The organism is Thalassomonas actiniarum (assembly GCF_000948975.2).
Classification (GTDB): domain Bacteria; phylum Pseudomonadota; class Gammaproteobacteria; order Enterobacterales; family Alteromonadaceae; genus Thalassomonas; species Thalassomonas actiniarum.
Map to the genome: position 1 here is coordinate 35,877 of NZ_CP059735.1, position 15,191 is coordinate 51,067.

General features: G+C 45.9%; 6 protein-coding genes, 3 tRNA genes and 3 rRNA genes. 10 read left to right on the forward strand and 2 right to left on the reverse strand.

The genetic code is table 11. The annotated features are described in order from the left end of the window. Nucleotides 1-105 precede the first annotated feature (105 nt). From SG35_RS00155 to SG35_RS00195, 9 genes are all read left to right on the forward strand, one after another. Nucleotides 106-414 (forward strand): SymE family type I addiction module toxin, encoded by a 309-nt coding sequence (locus SG35_RS00155; RefSeq protein WP_269082162.1) that lies wholly within the window; start codon nucleotides 106-108, stop codon nucleotides 412-414. A 405-nt stretch (nucleotides 415-819) separates the two neighbouring features. Beyond that, a complete protein-coding gene (locus tag SG35_RS00160) occupies nucleotides 820-2,937 on the forward strand; it encodes a M4 family metallopeptidase (RefSeq protein ID WP_044831306.1) in 2,118 nt (705 codons plus the stop codon). Nucleotides 2,938-3,252: 315 nt separating this feature from the next. Continuing rightward, on the forward strand, nucleotides 3,253-4,764 hold the full coding sequence (locus SG35_RS00165) for a M4 family metallopeptidase (RefSeq protein WP_044831305.1): 1,512 nt from the start codon (nucleotides 3,253-3,255) through the stop codon (nucleotides 4,762-4,764). Between the two features lie 670 nt (nucleotides 4,765-5,434). Next, nucleotides 5,435-6,974: ribosomal RNA gene (locus tag SG35_RS00170) — 16S ribosomal RNA — on the forward strand. A 92-nt stretch (nucleotides 6,975-7,066) separates the two neighbouring features. Further along, a tRNA-Ala gene (locus SG35_RS00175) sits at nucleotides 7,067-7,142 on the forward strand. Nucleotides 7,143-7,253: 111 nt separating this feature from the next. Beyond that, nucleotides 7,254-7,330, forward strand: a tRNA-Ile gene (locus SG35_RS00180). A gap of 372 nt (nucleotides 7,331-7,702) precedes the next feature. Continuing rightward, nucleotides 7,703-10,590: ribosomal RNA gene (locus SG35_RS00185) — 23S ribosomal RNA — on the forward strand. Nucleotides 10,591-10,703: 113 nt separating this feature from the next. Next, nucleotides 10,704-10,818, forward strand: a 5S ribosomal RNA gene (gene rrf / locus SG35_RS00190). Together the 16S, 23S and 5S rRNA genes with 3 tRNA genes alongside form the textbook arrangement of a ribosomal RNA operon. 43 nt (nucleotides 10,819-10,861) lie before the next feature. After that, a tRNA-Tyr gene (locus SG35_RS00195) sits at nucleotides 10,862-10,946 on the forward strand. A gap of 279 nt (nucleotides 10,947-11,225) precedes the next feature. Here SG35_RS00195 and SG35_RS00200 read toward each other — a convergent pair. Further along, a complete protein-coding gene (locus SG35_RS00200; RefSeq protein WP_044835207.1) occupies nucleotides 11,226-12,863 on the reverse strand; it encodes a tetratricopeptide repeat-containing response regulator in 1,638 nt (545 codons plus the stop codon). Nucleotides 12,864-13,172: 309 nt separating this feature from the next. Between SG35_RS00200 and SG35_RS00205 the strand changes: the two genes are divergently transcribed. After that, entirely contained in the window at nucleotides 13,173-14,078 is a 906-nt protein-coding gene (locus SG35_RS00205) for a LysR family transcriptional regulator (RefSeq protein ID WP_152646778.1), read from the forward strand. Here the strand turns inward: SG35_RS00205 and SG35_RS00210 are convergent. Then, on the reverse strand, nucleotides 14,073-15,071 hold the full coding sequence (locus SG35_RS00210) for a hypothetical protein (RefSeq protein ID WP_053043341.1): 999 nt from the start codon (nucleotides 15,069-15,071) through the stop codon (nucleotides 14,073-14,075). The genes SG35_RS00205 and SG35_RS00210 overlap by 6 nt on opposite strands. Nucleotides 15,072-15,191: the final 120 nt, after the last annotated feature.

A 15,191-nucleotide genomic window follows, 5' to 3' on the forward strand; every position in this document is an offset into this window, starting at 1 on the left:
TAATTTCAATGTGTCTTACCAATTAACTGCTGCCTATGGCAGCAACCAAAGTCGCAACCTCTGAGTGCGTCCACACCCAGAGATTGCTAACCACAACGAACTACAGTGGAGTACGTCATGGCTGAATATCATCATACGTCAGAGCTAAGCTCGGCAAAAGTTAAATATCCCATTTATCGGCAACTTACCGTACAGGAAACCCTCTGCGGGGCGTCAGCGAAAACCCGTGGTATCGGTATTAATTATGTGCCGGTCAAACTTGAACCTTGCATTGTGCTCAGGGGAAAGTGGCTTAAATTGGCCGGTTTCCCTATCGGGCAGAAGATCAGCATTGAGGTAAATCAGGGAGGGCTGATGATCACACCTAAACAGGTTGAAGTTTCACTTGGTATTAACCGGGAAACAGAAGACTAGCACTAAGGCGAAGAAGCAAAGCTGCTGTGCTAAAAACAGGCACAGCAGTTTTATTTCTGGATATCTTTGCTTTTAATTCTTTGATTCTCTCAAGAAAAATCATGGTTTTTGTGCTGTCTTTTTCTCTCCTGTTTCCAGCTAATCGACTCTCTGATACCAGCATGTTACTGGATCTTTCTTAACCCTTATGCATCGTCTCTTCTTGGTATCAGTTGCCGGGAGGAATTTGTGACGCCTTATTTCCTAAACTAAGGTTATTTGTCACCGAGGTGCAGCAAGCATCAATTTTGTGTCAATGGTGTGTTGCTGCCAGGTGTTTCAGTCTTTTGTTGTGTTCTGGGACAAGGACAAATTTAGTTCTGAGTAACTAAATATAAAAATCAAATAAACAATATGGACATGAATATGAAAATTAACAAAGTAACGAAAGTTACCGCAGCAGTAGTTTGTGTGTTAACCATGTCGGCCCACGCGGCTCAAATTCAAGATGCTTCCACCATGGGTAAGGGCAACAGCGGTGAAGATATCAATCAAGTATTGGATTTGGCCGACATTCATCAAATCAAAAGCAGTAAAACCTTTCATCTAAGTAATAACCTGACCAAGGTACGCTTTCAACAGGCATACAAAGGGGTTCCTATTTTTGGCTACAGCCTGGCTGCTACCAAAACGCCTATGGGATTACTGACTGATGTCAAAGGTCAGTTTATCAATCTCGAAGATCATGACATCTCGGTACTACCGGGTTTTTCAGCCAATAATGCTTTAAGAGTTGCCCTGAAAAAAGACCATGCCTCCCAAGCCAGTGTTTATAATGAGGAAAACCAACTCTTCGTTTACATGAAAAAAGATCAGCCGTTGCTGGTACATCGTATTTCTTATGTTATTCCAGGAGTAAAGGGTAGTGAGCCTTCGCGCCCGGTATACTTTATCGATGCCCAAACGGGAGCAACAGTTTATCGTTATGAGAACTTGCAACATGCTTTAACAGGCACCGGCCCTGGCGGAAATGCCAAAACCGGTCAGTACGAGTATGGTACCGACTTTGGTTTTATGGATGTAACCCAGAGCGGCAATACCTGTACCATGAATAATGCCAACGTTAAAACCGTTAACTTAAATCACGGTACTTCCGGCAGTACTGCTTATTCTTATACTTGCCCGAGAAATACTCATAAAGAAATTAACAGCGCCTATTCACCGTTAAATGATGCCCATTATTTTGGCGGTGTCGTATTTGATATGTTCAGTGACTATGTTGGCTCGGCGCCATTAACCTTCCAGCTCACTATGCGGGTGCATTATAGCAATAATTATGAAAATGCTTTCTGGGATGGTTCGGCCATGACCTTTGGTGATGGTCAAAATACTTTCTACCCATTAGTCAGTCTTGATGTTTCAGCCCATGAAGTCAGCCACGGATTCACCGAGCAAAATTCAGGTTTGATTTATAGCAATATGTCGGGTGGTATGAATGAGGCCTTCTCTGATATGTCGGGTGAAGCGGCCGAATTCTTTATGAAGGGCACTAACGACTGGCTTGTCGGTGGCGATATTTATAAAGGTAACGGTGCATTACGCTATATGAATGACCCTACCCAGGATGGCAGTTCTATCGATCACGCCAATAACTATTACAACGGACTCAATGTTCACTACAGCTCGGGTGTTTATAACAAGGCTTTTCATCTGCTAGCCACCACGGCCGGTTGGGATACCAAAAAAGCTTTTCAGGTAATGGCAAAGGCCAACCAGGTTTATTGGGGCGCTAACAGCACTTTTGATGAAGGTGCCTGTGGGGTTGAATCTGCGGCTGAAGACTTAGGCCACGATAAGGCTGATGTTACCGCGGCATTTGATGCTGTCGGGGTGGTTTGCGGTGGTACACCGCCGCCACCTCCGGGCGTACTGGAAAAAGGTGTTGCCCAGACCATTTCCGGGGCGCAAGGTTCTGAAACGCACTTTACTTATGAAACTCCGACGGATGTTAACACGGTAACTTTTAATACCAGTGGCGGTAGCGGTGACGGTGATCTCTATGTCAAGTTTGGCTCTGCTCCTACAACAGGCAGTTATGATTGTCGTCCATATATAGGCGGTAATACTGAAACCTGTGATTTCCAAAGTGCACAAGCCGGTACTTATTATGTCATGATGCGGGGTTACAGTGCTTATAGCAATGCATCTATAGTGGGTGACCATACTGCTGGGGGCACACCTCCTCCGGGAAATAGTGATACGGTGGATAATATAAGTGTTGCCCAGGGAGAGTGGTATTACTTATCCGTCGATGTGCCGGCAGGGGCGGGTACCTTCACTGCCACTATTTCCGGTGGCAGCGGGGATGCCGATCTCTATTTGAGGAAAGGGGCGGCGCCGACAACCAGTAGCTATGACTGTCGTCCGTACGCTAATGGCAATAATGAAACCTGTAGCGAAGCAAGTCCGGGGGGCAGTACTATGCATATCGGGATACGCGGTTACCGGGCATCTTCCGGTGTTACTTTGAACTGGAGTTATTAGTGACTTAATAGCAAGTGATAATAAAGCCGGTTAACTGATGTTAGCCGGCTTTTTCATATTAATAAGCTCAGTATTGAAATATAAGCTATACATGACTTTTATTTGAAATTTCATGCTCTTATGCTTGTTGTTACCTCTGTTGATAAATGGCGCTTTTTTTCTAATCTTTGTCGTGAAATCACCGACAGAATCCAAATATTTCAACCACGCTTATTGGGGCAAGGAATCGCTCCATTATTGTCTTTATTTTATAGGGTAATCTTGGACTTATAAAATGGAGCGGCTGATAAACCTCAACTATCAAGGAATAAGATAATGAAGAATAAATTTATTAAGCCGGTAGTATTTGGAGCTGTGACCACCTTGGCTCTGTTGCCAGCCCATGCCGCAGTCAAAGAAAACCTCCAAGCATATAAGGTTCAGGGAGAAGCGCTTGGCGAAGCCCTGAATATGTCGCATGAAGACAGTTTTCAAAGTAGAAAGTCGATAAAAACGAAAGACGGTAAAATTAAAAAGCGTTATCAGCAGTTTTATAAAGATGTGCCCGTATATGGACACAGCCTGGTCGCAACTGAGGGAGCAGATGGTGAGTTAATTGAGGTTTCAGGCGCCGTTATCCGTGACCTGGTTAAAGATATTAAATCAACCAAAGCTGCCATCAGCCGACAACAAGTGATCTCTCTGCTGGTTAAAACCAATGGGCACAGTACGCTTGATTTAGAAAACACGTCAGCCGATTTAATGATCAAAATAGAAAAAGAAACGCCGCGCTTAGTGTACAAAGTGTCTTATTTCTCCGTCGATGATGGTGTTCCTACTCGCCCTATGGCATTTATTGATGCTAATAGCGGTGAAATCATAGAAGTATGGGAAGGGTTAAACCAAGTTAAAGCAGAAAAAGCTCATCCCCAAATGTCATTTTCCTTTGCTGCAACGGGTCCTGGTGGCAATGAAAAAACCGGCAAATATTATTACGGGACTGATTTTGGCGCCCTGGATGTCAGTGAATCTTCCGGCACTTGCACCATGGAGAATGCCTATGTCAAAACCATCAATATGAAAAACCGTTATTGGTTTGGACGCACACATTCTTTTACCTGCCCGGAAAATACCTATCAAGAAGTAAATGGTGGTTATGCTCCCGCTAATGATGCCCATTATTTTGGTAACTTGATTTTTGAGATGTACCAGGATTGGTTTAACACGGCACCTTTAAGCTTCCAGCTGCAAATGAAAGTGCATTACGGCCGTAATACAGATAATGCTTATTGGAATGGCAGCGCCATGTTATTTGGTGATGGCTATACGAAATTTTATCCCCTGGTCAGTCTCGATGTTTCTGCTCATGAAGTCAGCCATGGGGTAACCGAGCAAAATTCTAACCTGCAGTATTCAAATCAGTCGGGTGGTATTAACGAAGCTTTTTCAGATATGGCGGGTGAGGTTGCCGAATACTATATGCATGGCAGCAATGACTGGCTGGTAGGAGAGCAAATATTCAAAGGCAACGGCGCACTGCGTTATATGGCAGATCCAACACAAGACGGTAACTCAATCGGTCATGCAAGCGATTATGCCAGTGGTATGAATGTGCATTACAGTTCTGGTGTCTATAATAAAGCCTTTTACCTGCTGGCAAATACCAATGGCTGGAATACGCGTACTGCCTTTGAGGTTTTCTTGCAGGCCAATCAGATCTACTGGAATGCCAGCACTAATTTTAACCAGGGAGCATGTGGAGTTGAGTCTGCCGCCGATAACTTTGGCTATGATGTATTTGATGTCACGGCGGCATTTGCAGCTGTTGGAGTCGTTTGTGGTAACTAAGTCTGTTTTTATTTACGGTAATTAATTAAATCAGTCATGATTTTATCACGGGTTTTCGGGCCCGTTTTATATGTGCAATAATTTTTTATTCCCCTTTAATGACCCGTAACTCTTATTCCATGCCTGTATATCTATAGCCCTGTTTATGCATTGTATATGTCACTTTTATGACATTTTTGCTTTGTTTTTAAACGGTCTGTTTAATATCTCGTCACTCATGAATTAATTTGAAAAAAGATGTTGACCTCTTCAAGAAAATGTCTAAAATGCGCATCCACTTCCACGGGGCAGCCCAACGAAGTGTTTTGATAAGTTTAAGTGATGCAAACATGACTTAAACAGCCAACAAAACTTTGAAAAAAGAGGTTGACATCAAAACTGAGAAGCGTATCATGCGCATCGCGCTTGAGACAAGGTCTTAAGCAACTCAAGGTGTAAACGAATGCGATTTATATCTCACTCTTTTAAAGAGTGGTTCTTTAAAAATTAGTTATCATGCAATTTGTGTGGGCACTCACGTTAATGTTGATTTTACATAGTTCTTCGCTTTTCGAAGCAAGAGCAAAAATAAACTTAATGATGAATGACACACAAGTACGACTTACTTTTTAGTAAGTAATATTTATTTGACAGAATTCATTGAGTCGGTCTTCGGACCACAAACGATTTTTAATTGAAGAGTTTGATCATGGCTCAGATTGAACGCTGGCGGCAGGCTTAACACATGCAAGTCGAGCGGAAACGAGGAGTACTTGTACTTCGGCGTCGAGCGGCGGACGGGTGAGTAATGCTTGGGAATATGCCTTATGGTGGGGGACAACAGTTGGAAACGACTGCTAATACCGCATAATGTCTACGGACCAAAGCGGGGGACCTTCGGGCCTCGTGCCATTTGATTAGCCCAAGTGAGATTAGCTAGTTGGTAAGGTAATGGCTTACCAAGGCGACGATCTCTAGCTGGTTTGAGAGGATGATCAGCCACACTGGGACTGAGACACGGCCCAGACTCCTACGGGAGGCAGCAGTGGGGAATATTGCACAATGGGCGAAAGCCTGATGCAGCCATGCCGCGTGTGTGAAGAAGGCCTTCGGGTTGTAAAGCACTTTCAGTTGTGAGGAAAGGGGTGTAGTTAATAACTGCATCCTGTGACGTTAGCAACAGAAGAAGCACCGGCTAACTCCGTGCCAGCAGCCGCGGTAATACGGAGGGTGCGAGCGTTAATCGGAATTACTGGGCGTAAAGCGTGCGTAGGCGGTTTGTTAAGCAAGATGTGAAAGCCCCGGGCTCAACCTGGGAACTGCATTTTGAACTGGCAGGCTAGAGTTTTGTAGAGGGTGGTGGAATTTCCAGTGTAGCGGTGAAATGCGTAGAGATTGGAAGGAACATCAGTGGCGAAGGCGGCCACCTGGACAAAAACTGACGCTGAGGCACGAAAGCGTGGGGAGCAAACAGGATTAGATACCCTGGTAGTCCACGCCGTAAACGATGTCAACTAGCCGTCTGTATCCTTGAGATGTGGGTGGCGCAGCTAACGCGATAAGTTGACCGCCTGGGGAGTACGGCCGCAAGGTTAAAACTCAAATGAATTGACGGGGGCCCGCACAAGCGGTGGAGCATGTGGTTTAATTCGATGCAACGCGAAGAACCTTACCATCCCTTGACATCCAGAGAATTTACCAGAGATGGTTTAGTGCCTTCGGGAACTCTGTGACAGGTGCTGCATGGCTGTCGTCAGCTCGTGTTGTGAAATGTTGGGTTAAGTCCCGCAACGAGCGCAACCCCTATCCTTATTTGCCAGTGCTTCGGGCGGGAACTTTAAGGAGACTGCCGGTGATAAACCGGAGGAAGGTGGGGACGACGTCAAGTCATCATGGCCCTTACGGGATGGGCTACACACGTGCTACAATGGCAAGTACAGAGGGCAGCAATACCGCGAGGTGGAGCGAATCCCACAAAGCTTGTCGTAGTCCGGATTGGAGTCTGCAACTCGACTCCATGAAGTCGGAATCGCTAGTAATCGTGGATCAGAATGCCACGGTGAATACGTTCCCGGGCCTTGTACACACCGCCCGTCACACCATGGGAGTAGGTTGCAAAAGAAGTGGCTAGTTTAACCTTCGGGAGGACGGTCACCACTTTGTGATTTATGACTGGGGTGAAGTCGTAACAAGGTAACCCTAGGGGAACCTGGGGTTGGATCACCTCCTTATCTTGAAGTAAAACAATGCTCTCGTTGAGTGTTCACACAAATTGCCTGATAACGAAATTGAAGAAGAAACCCTTTACTGATGTAGTAAATATGGGGCTATAGCTCAGCTGGGAGAGCGCCTGCCTTGCACGCAGGAGGTCAGCAGTTCGATCCTGCTTAGCTCCACCATAACTTACACGGTATTGAACCTAGGTCTGTAGCTCAGCTGGTTAGCACCCCACTTCCCTTAATAAAAGGCAGGGTGAGGTCTTGGCTACAAGGTTCAGGTTTAAACAAGATAGGTCTGTAGCTCAGCTGGTTAGAGCGCACCCCTGATAAGGGTGAGGTCGGCAGTTCAAGTCTGCCCAGACCTACCAATTTTCTTCTTGGAACAAGAGAGACCAAATTTAAGATATTTCCTCCTTATAAAGAGTGGATAATTTAAATTTGGTTTTTTTAACCAACTTTTTAACCGAATGCGCGTTAAAAACTGTTCTTTAACAATCTGGAAAGCTGATATATATACCCGGTATTTATGAGTGGAAAGCGTGTCGCGCGCCGTACACAAATATCGTAAATATCGAACCTGATACATGATCTTCCTTATCATGTATCACGATACGACTCTTTATTAGAGAAGTATCAACTCTTATTCAAGACACTCTATGAGTGCGTGAAAATGTCAGACTTTACAACTTAGTTCGGTTTAGTCACCGAACAATCAAATAGGAAACTACTTGGGGTTGTATGGTTAAGTGACTAAGCGTATGTGGTGGATGCCTTGGCAGTTAGAGGCGATGAAGGACGTGTTAATCTGCGAAAAGCGAAGGTAAGGTGATAAAAACCGTTACAGCCTTCGATGTCCGAATGGGGAAACCCACCCGTCATCAGGCGGGTATCCTAAAGTGAATTCATAGCTTTAGGAGGCGAACCGGGAGAACTGAAACATCTAAGTACCCCGAGGAAAAGAAATCAACCGAGATTTCCTTAGTAGCGGCGAGCGAACGGGAATTAGCCCTTAAGTGATTTGTACATTAGTGGAACAAGCTGGAAAGCTTGGCGATACAGGGTGATAGCCCCGTACACGAAAATAAACTTATCATGAAATCGAGTAGGTCGGCACACGTGAAATGTTGACTGAATATGGGGGGACCATCCTCCAAGGCTAAATACTCCTAACTGACCGATAGTGAACCAGTACCGTGAGGGAAAGGCGAAAAGAACCCCTGTGAGGGGAGTGAAATAGAACCTGAAACCGCATACGTACAAGCAGTGGAAGCCGGATTTAGTCCGGTGCCTGCGTACCTTTTGTATAATGGGTCAGCGACTTATATTCTGTAGCAAGGTTAACCGATTAGGGGAGCCGTAGCGAAAGCGAGTGTTAACTGCGCGTTCAGTTGCAGGGTATAGACCCGAAACCCGGCGATCTACCCATGGGCAGGTTGAAGGTTGAGTAACATCAACTGGAGGACCGAACACACGTATGTTGAAAAATGCGGTGATGACTTGTGGGTCGGAGTGAAAGGCTAATCAAGCCGGGAGATAGCTGGTTCTCCCCGAAATCTATTTAGGTAGAGCCTCGGACGAATACCACTGGGGGTAGAGCACTGTTAAGGCTAGGGGGTCATCCCGACTTACCAACCCTTTGCAAACTCCGAATACCAGTGAGTACTATCCGGGAGACACACTATGGGTGCTAACGTCCATTGTGGAGAGGGAAACAACCCAGACCGCCAGCTAAGGTCCCAAAGTACTAGTTAAGTGGGAAACGATGTGGAAAGGCATAGACAGCTAGGAGGTTGGCTTAGAAGCAGCCATCCTTTAAAGAAAGCGTAATAGCTCACTAGTCGAGTCGGTCTGCGCGGAAGATGTAACGGGGCTAAACTAGTCACCGAAGCTGCGGATTCAAACTTTGTTTGAGTGGTAGGGGAGCGTTCTGTAAGCCGTTGAAGGTGTGTTGTAAGGCATGCTGGAGGTATCAGAAGTGCGAATGCTGACATGAGTAACGATAATGGGGGTGAAAAACCCCCACGCCGAAAGACCAAGGTTTCCTGTCCCATGTTAATCAGGGCAGGGTAAGTCGGCCCCTAAGGCGAGGCGGAAACGCGTAGTCGATGGGAAACAGATTAATATTTCTGTACTTCTTATAATTGCGAAGGAGGGACGGAGCAGGCTAGGTGAGCATGGCGTTGGTTGTCCATGTGAAAGTATGTAGGTTGGAATCTTAGGCAAATCCGGGATTCTAAGACTGAGATACGAGACGAGGCTCTACGGAGCTGAAGTCATTGATGCCATACTTCCAGGAAAAGCTTCTAAGCATCAGATTATAAGGAACCGTACCCCAAACCGACACAGGTGGTTAGGTAGAGAATACTAAGGCGCTTGAGAGAACTCGGGTGAAGGAACTAGGCAAAATAGTACCGTAACTTCGGGAGAAGGTACGCCGACTATGGTGATGGGACTTGCTCCCTAAGCTGAAGTCGGTCGAAGTAACCAGGTGGCTGGAACTGTTTATTAAAAACACAGCACTGTGCAAAATCGAAAGATGACGTATACGGTGTGACGCCTGCCCGGTGCCGGAAGGTTAATTGATTGGGTTAGCTCTGCGAAGCTCATGATCGAAGCCCCGGTAAACGGCGGCCGTAACTATAACGGTCCTAAGGTAGCGAAATTCCTTGTCGGGTAAGTTCCGACCTGCACGAATGGCGTAATCATGGCCACACTGTCTCCACCCGAGACTCAGTGAAATTGAAATTGCGGTTAAGATGCCGTATACCCGCGGCTAGACGGAAAGACCCCGTGAACCTTTACTATAGCTTGACAGTGAACATTGCTCCTACATGTGTAGGATAGGTGGGAGGCTTTGAACCCAGCACGCCAGTGTTGGTGGAGCCAACCTTGAAATACCACCCTTGTATGCGTGATGTTCTAACCTGGGGCCCTAATCGGGCTTGGGGACACTGTCTGGTGGGTAGTTTGACTGGGGCGGTCTCCTCCCAAAGAGTAACGGAGGAGCACGAAGGTTGGCTAAGTATGGTCGGACATCATACGGTTAGTGCAATGGCATAAGCCAGCTTAACTGCGAGACAGACACGTCGAGCAGGTACGAAAGTAGGTCATAGTGATCCGGTGGTTCTGTATGGAAGGGCCATCGCTCAACGGATAAAAGGTACTCCGGGGATAACAGGCTGATACCGCCCAAGAGTTCATATCGACGGCGGTGTTTGGCACCTCGATGTCGGCTCATCACATCCTGGGGCTGAAGTCGGTCCCAAGGGTATGGCTGTTCGCCATTTAAAGTGGTACGCGAGCTGGGTTTAGAACGTCGTGAGACAGTTCGGTCCCTATCTGCCGTGGGCGTTTGAGAATTGAAGAGGGCTGCTCCTAGTACGAGAGGACCGGAGTGGACGAACCTCTGGTGTTCGGGTTGTCATGCCAATGGCATTGCCCGGTAGCTACGTTCGGAACTGATAACCGCTGAAAGCATCTAAGCGGGAAGCAGGCTTTAAGATGAGTTCTCACTGGGACTTTAAGTCCCCTGAAGGGCCGTTGGAGACTACAACGTTGATAGGCAAGGTGTGGAAGTGCTGCGAGGCATTGAGCTAACTTGTACTAATGACCCGTGAGGCTTAACCATACAACACCCAAGTGGTTTTAAGATTGTATGAAGACTGACATTAAAAACAAAAGTCACGTACACATAGATTGAATAAGTAGATATATATCGTTTTCCAAGATTGACTGTTTTTGTCTAGCGACAATAGCACTGTGGTACCACCTGATCCCATGCCGAACTCAGAAGTGAAACGCAGTAGCGCCGATGGTAGTGTGGGAGTTCCCATGTGAGAGTAGGACATTGCTAGACTTCTAATTCAAAAAAACCAGCGACTGCTGGTTTTTTGATGTCCGGAGGGGTTCCCGAGTGGCCAAAGGGATCAGACTGTAAATCTGACGGCTCAGCCTTCGGTGGTTCGAATCCACCTCCCTCCACCATCTTTTCTTGCTATTCTTTTAGGTTTCCGCCTAAACAAATCATTAAAGTATATTCATATAAAACAAGTGATTAGTCTTGTTGATTAGCCGTACCCTGCATTTTTGATACCCGGTAATCTTATACCAATTTTATTAAATATCTAACCATCTTCGATGGTCTAAATCTCCAAGTCCTGCGTTGTTTTCAATCACAATAGCTTGCTATTGCTCAATCAAACGCCTTGTTCTTGAACAATTTATCCTCACCGAATTTTGCTCATCTACTTAATGCAATTGGTATTATTCCATCATCTGTTCGTATAACTGGTTGTATTTCACTTTTAATTTTTCAAACCGTATGTAGGCACTGTCACCTTCACTAAGATCATCCAGGGCGTCTATGATAATTTCTGCCTGCTGTAAATGGGCGGTATTGCCGGGATTGGTTTCATAAGAAACCAGCAGCACCTGCAGCAGGTTTAATTTAATGCCCTGATGGGTTGGGAACAGTTTAAATGCATCGTTCAGCTTCTCTATTGCCAGAGAGTAGTTCTTCTCTTTATAGAGGCTTACACCCACTTCCAGCGCTTTTTGTGCTTCTTCTTTGTCGTCCTTGTTCATAGGCACATCAGAGAACTTATCAACTTCATTCATCAGTTCCAGATCTTCAGGGTACTGTTGACTGAGCACTGCCAGCACACTTTGTGCTTTGTCCTTTTTGTTTAACTTGACGAAGGACTTGGCGATTTCCACCATACTGTCGGGAGATATTTCTTCCAGTTTCTCTTCCAGCAAGGTTTCGGCTTTCTGTAACATATCCCGTGCCGAGGTCTGTTCTTTACTGTTGGTAAACAAACAGGCTGAAAGTAAATGTGACTGGATTTTAAACTCGCTTTTGGTGAACTCCCGGTTCATGACCGCCAGGGCTTTAAAGGCCTTGGTATTCATCTTTTTAATGTCATGAGGCTCAAGTTCAGAAGAATACTCCACCAGGGAGCGGGCAAGCTTTAAGGCATTTTCCGGTTTATGATGAATGGAATGATAAGCGAGATCATTGGTTTTCTGATAGGCATCGGTGGCCTTGTCAAAATGCTCGTTCTCCAGGCATAAGTCGGCATATTCTTTTAAGCGCCCGACAGATCTCGGTGAGATCAATAATGCCCTTTCCAGTATCTCTTCGGCTTTTTCATATTTATGCTGTTTTTGATAGGTCTTCGCCAACCAGTCATAAGTTGACAGGTAGCGGGGACTTTCTTCTATCACTGCTTTGAAATATTGTTCGGCAACATCAAGCTCATCTTCCATCAGGGCTATTTTACCCAGGCCTATGGTGGCCCATTGACAGTTGGGACTGTTTTGCTGTGCCTGGTAAATTTCTTTCGCTTCTTGGTATTGTCCCAGCTCTAAATGTTGCCTGGCTTTAATACCCAGACACTCAGAGCGATGGGAAAGGCTGCTGCGTAAGGTGAGCTCGCATAATTCTATAACTTTTTCCGGCTCTTGATTGTCCAATGCGGTATAAATATTTGCCATGGCATGTTTCTTCAGGAAACAGCGATGCAGACGCTTGAGCAATTCACTCATGGCGAAGGGCTTGGACAGGTATTCGTCGGGTTTATGCTCTAATGCTGCCAACACCATGGCTTGTGATACTTCGGCGGTAACTATGATCACTATGCACTGTCTGGAGATAATGTCGTTAACCCGTAACTCTTCCAGGATCTGCTGGCCGTTTCTCTGGCCTTCGCCGAGATCATAACCGAGCAGGATAATGTCATAGTCCATGTTTTTACACATGCTGACAACATGGCGTGGATGATGGCTGGTATCGGCCCGGGCCGCATTCAGACTTTGCGCCAGGTGTTTTAAGGTATCCCTTGATGGTTTGACATTATCAACAATCAAGAAACGTTTGTTTGAGTAATCAACTGCAGCCATGTCTTCCTAGTGCTTTAGTGAAAAGCAATTTAGTGTTGGAATGAATCTCACTCTTTGATCTTGAGCTTATGTTTTTAATGATTATATTGTACAACTTAATTACATTTAACCAAAACATAAGCGAAAAACAGTAAAAGATATATTAACCTGATTTCGATAGATATCATCCAATGAAGAAAGCCGATGAGTTGGTATTATCGTATCCGAAAAGTGAGAGCTGATTTCGCTTTGCCGTTTGCTTTATCCTTTTATATGCCCGTTTGGTTATTATAGGTGTTAACTTTCTAAAAGATATCGGGGAATTATCATTTGAACTGGGATGATCTTAAGTACTTTCTAGCCGTGTGCCGTATGGGATCGATCAGGGCTGCCGCCGCTGAGCTTAATGTTAACCATGCCACGGTATCAAGACGTATCAATAACTTTGAGGCCTCCCTGGGACAGAGGTTATTTGAACGTTCGGCCAAAGGTTATACCCGGACAAAAATCGCCGATGAAATTTACCAGGAATCTTCCCATCTGGAAGAAAGACTGAGTACGGTGGCGCGGCAAATTGCCGGTAAGGATAATAGCCTCAGCGGTGATATCCGCATTACCTTGCCGGACTTATTTGCCCGCGGCTTGCTTATGCCCGCCATTGCTGAATTTTGCAAACAATATCCTTTGATCCATATCGAAATCATCGATTCGGCCAGATTGTTTAATTTGGCTAACCGCGAAGCGGATGTTGCCTTTCGGGTATGTGAACAACCGCCGGAATATTTGATCGCTAAGCAATTGGCGGTGATGCACCGCTCCTGTTACATGGCAAGAAAACTGTTGCCTGAACTGGAACAGGAAAGCTGGCTGGAACAGCAAAACTGGATCGGCTGGAACGATAAAATGCGCCGTCCGGTGGGTAAAATTGCCAGGGAATATCCCAGGTTCGATTCTAAACATAAAATTACCAGTGCCGTACTGCAGGCGGAAGCCTGTAAAAATGGCATGGGGATCGCCGTTTTACCTTGTTTTTACGGCGATCTTGAACCCGAGCTGGTGCGTGTGCCCCCTTATAGTTCAGAGGCTAAATATAACTTCTGGTTGGTCTATCATCCGGATTTAAGAAAAAATGCCAAGATCCAAACCTTTGTCAGTTTTATGATCGAGCAGATGCAGGTACAGAAACCCTTAATTGAAGGCGAAAAACCGATGCCGGTGAACCTGCCTTTGCTATAACACCGGCAGTCCCTGTATCGGTCCAAGGCTCTCCAGGGCGGATTTTATTTTATCCCCGAGCTTACCCCCGGTAAGTTTAGGGATCCGGGTTTGATCTGTGTGGTAATTGGCTTGCTCAAAATTTGCCGCTAAGCTGGCATTTTCCTTAATAGCGCTATTATTGCGCAACCGGGAAGAAAAACCGGCAATGGCAAATACATCAAGTTCATGGCTGAAGCGGTTAAACTTCCGGTAGCTAAAATAGTGATCGACATGACGGTCACTTAAAGCAAGCAGCTTTTCAAACAGGCGGAATAAACATTCATTGACCGACAGGGAATCAAGTTGCAGCAAGAGCGACTGCCCGGCAATTTCGGGAAGCTGTGTCTCTGCGCCGGGAATAAGCCGGATATCTGCCAGGTACAGTCCTGTTCTGTGCTGTTCCAGGTGGCGGAGCTCGAATGCGGCACCGTCATAACTTATCGATTGCAGGCATTTTATCAGCTGCTCAAAGGCACTGTCTGTTGAGGTTTTCCCTGCCTTTTGCTCCGAGAAGAGAGCACTCTGCTGCGCCATCAGCGGCAGGTCGTGATGGTTGTTAAAGGGCGTGGTAACGGCGCCCTGGTGAGTCAGGCGGAATAACTCCCTGACTTCATGCTCTCTGGCTTTTTTAATGGCCAGAAAAGCCGTTTGGATAATTTCAGAGGTCGGTAACTGGGGCTCTACCCGCCACTTTCTGCCGTAAACAATTTTCATCTCCCTGTTGGCCGTTTGCTTATAATTGTCATAACCGACCACGCCAACCTGGAGATAGATGCCGCCGTCATCCTGGCTGACAAAAACCGGGTAACGGCTGGAATACTCTATATCCAGGATAAGTTGCTCCACCGACGCCAGGCTGTGCTGGTATAGCAGGTAATGCTGGGGGATACATAATGCTCCATTGCTTAATTCAACTTTAGGGGCGTACTCTATTGCCGTTTCCCCCGGCTGCAAGTTAATAGGCTTAGTCATTAAAGGTGTTACTGGTTTAAACTTATTTGCCGATAAGTTAACGGTAAAATTAACCGTTGAGAAGTGGCAAAATTTGCAACCCGGCGTCACATTTTTGCACCACTAGCTACCAAGGCAGAG

Excerpts from the sequence above, each read along its gene's own strand:
- SG35_RS00200 (WP_044835207.1), bottom strand. The coding sequence starts at position 12,863 with ATGGCTGCAGTTGATTACTCAAACAAACGTTTCTTGATTGTTGATAAT.
- SG35_RS00210 (WP_053043341.1), bottom strand. The coding sequence starts at position 15,071 with ATGACTAAGCCTATTAACTTGCAGCCGGGGGAAACGGCAATAGAGTAC.
- SG35_RS00160 (WP_044831306.1), top strand. The coding sequence starts at position 820 with ATGAAAATTAACAAAGTAACGAAAGTTACCGCAGCAGTAGTTTGTGTG.
- SG35_RS00165 (WP_044831305.1), top strand. The coding sequence starts at position 3,253 with ATGAAGAATAAATTTATTAAGCCGGTAGTATTTGGAGCTGTGACCACC.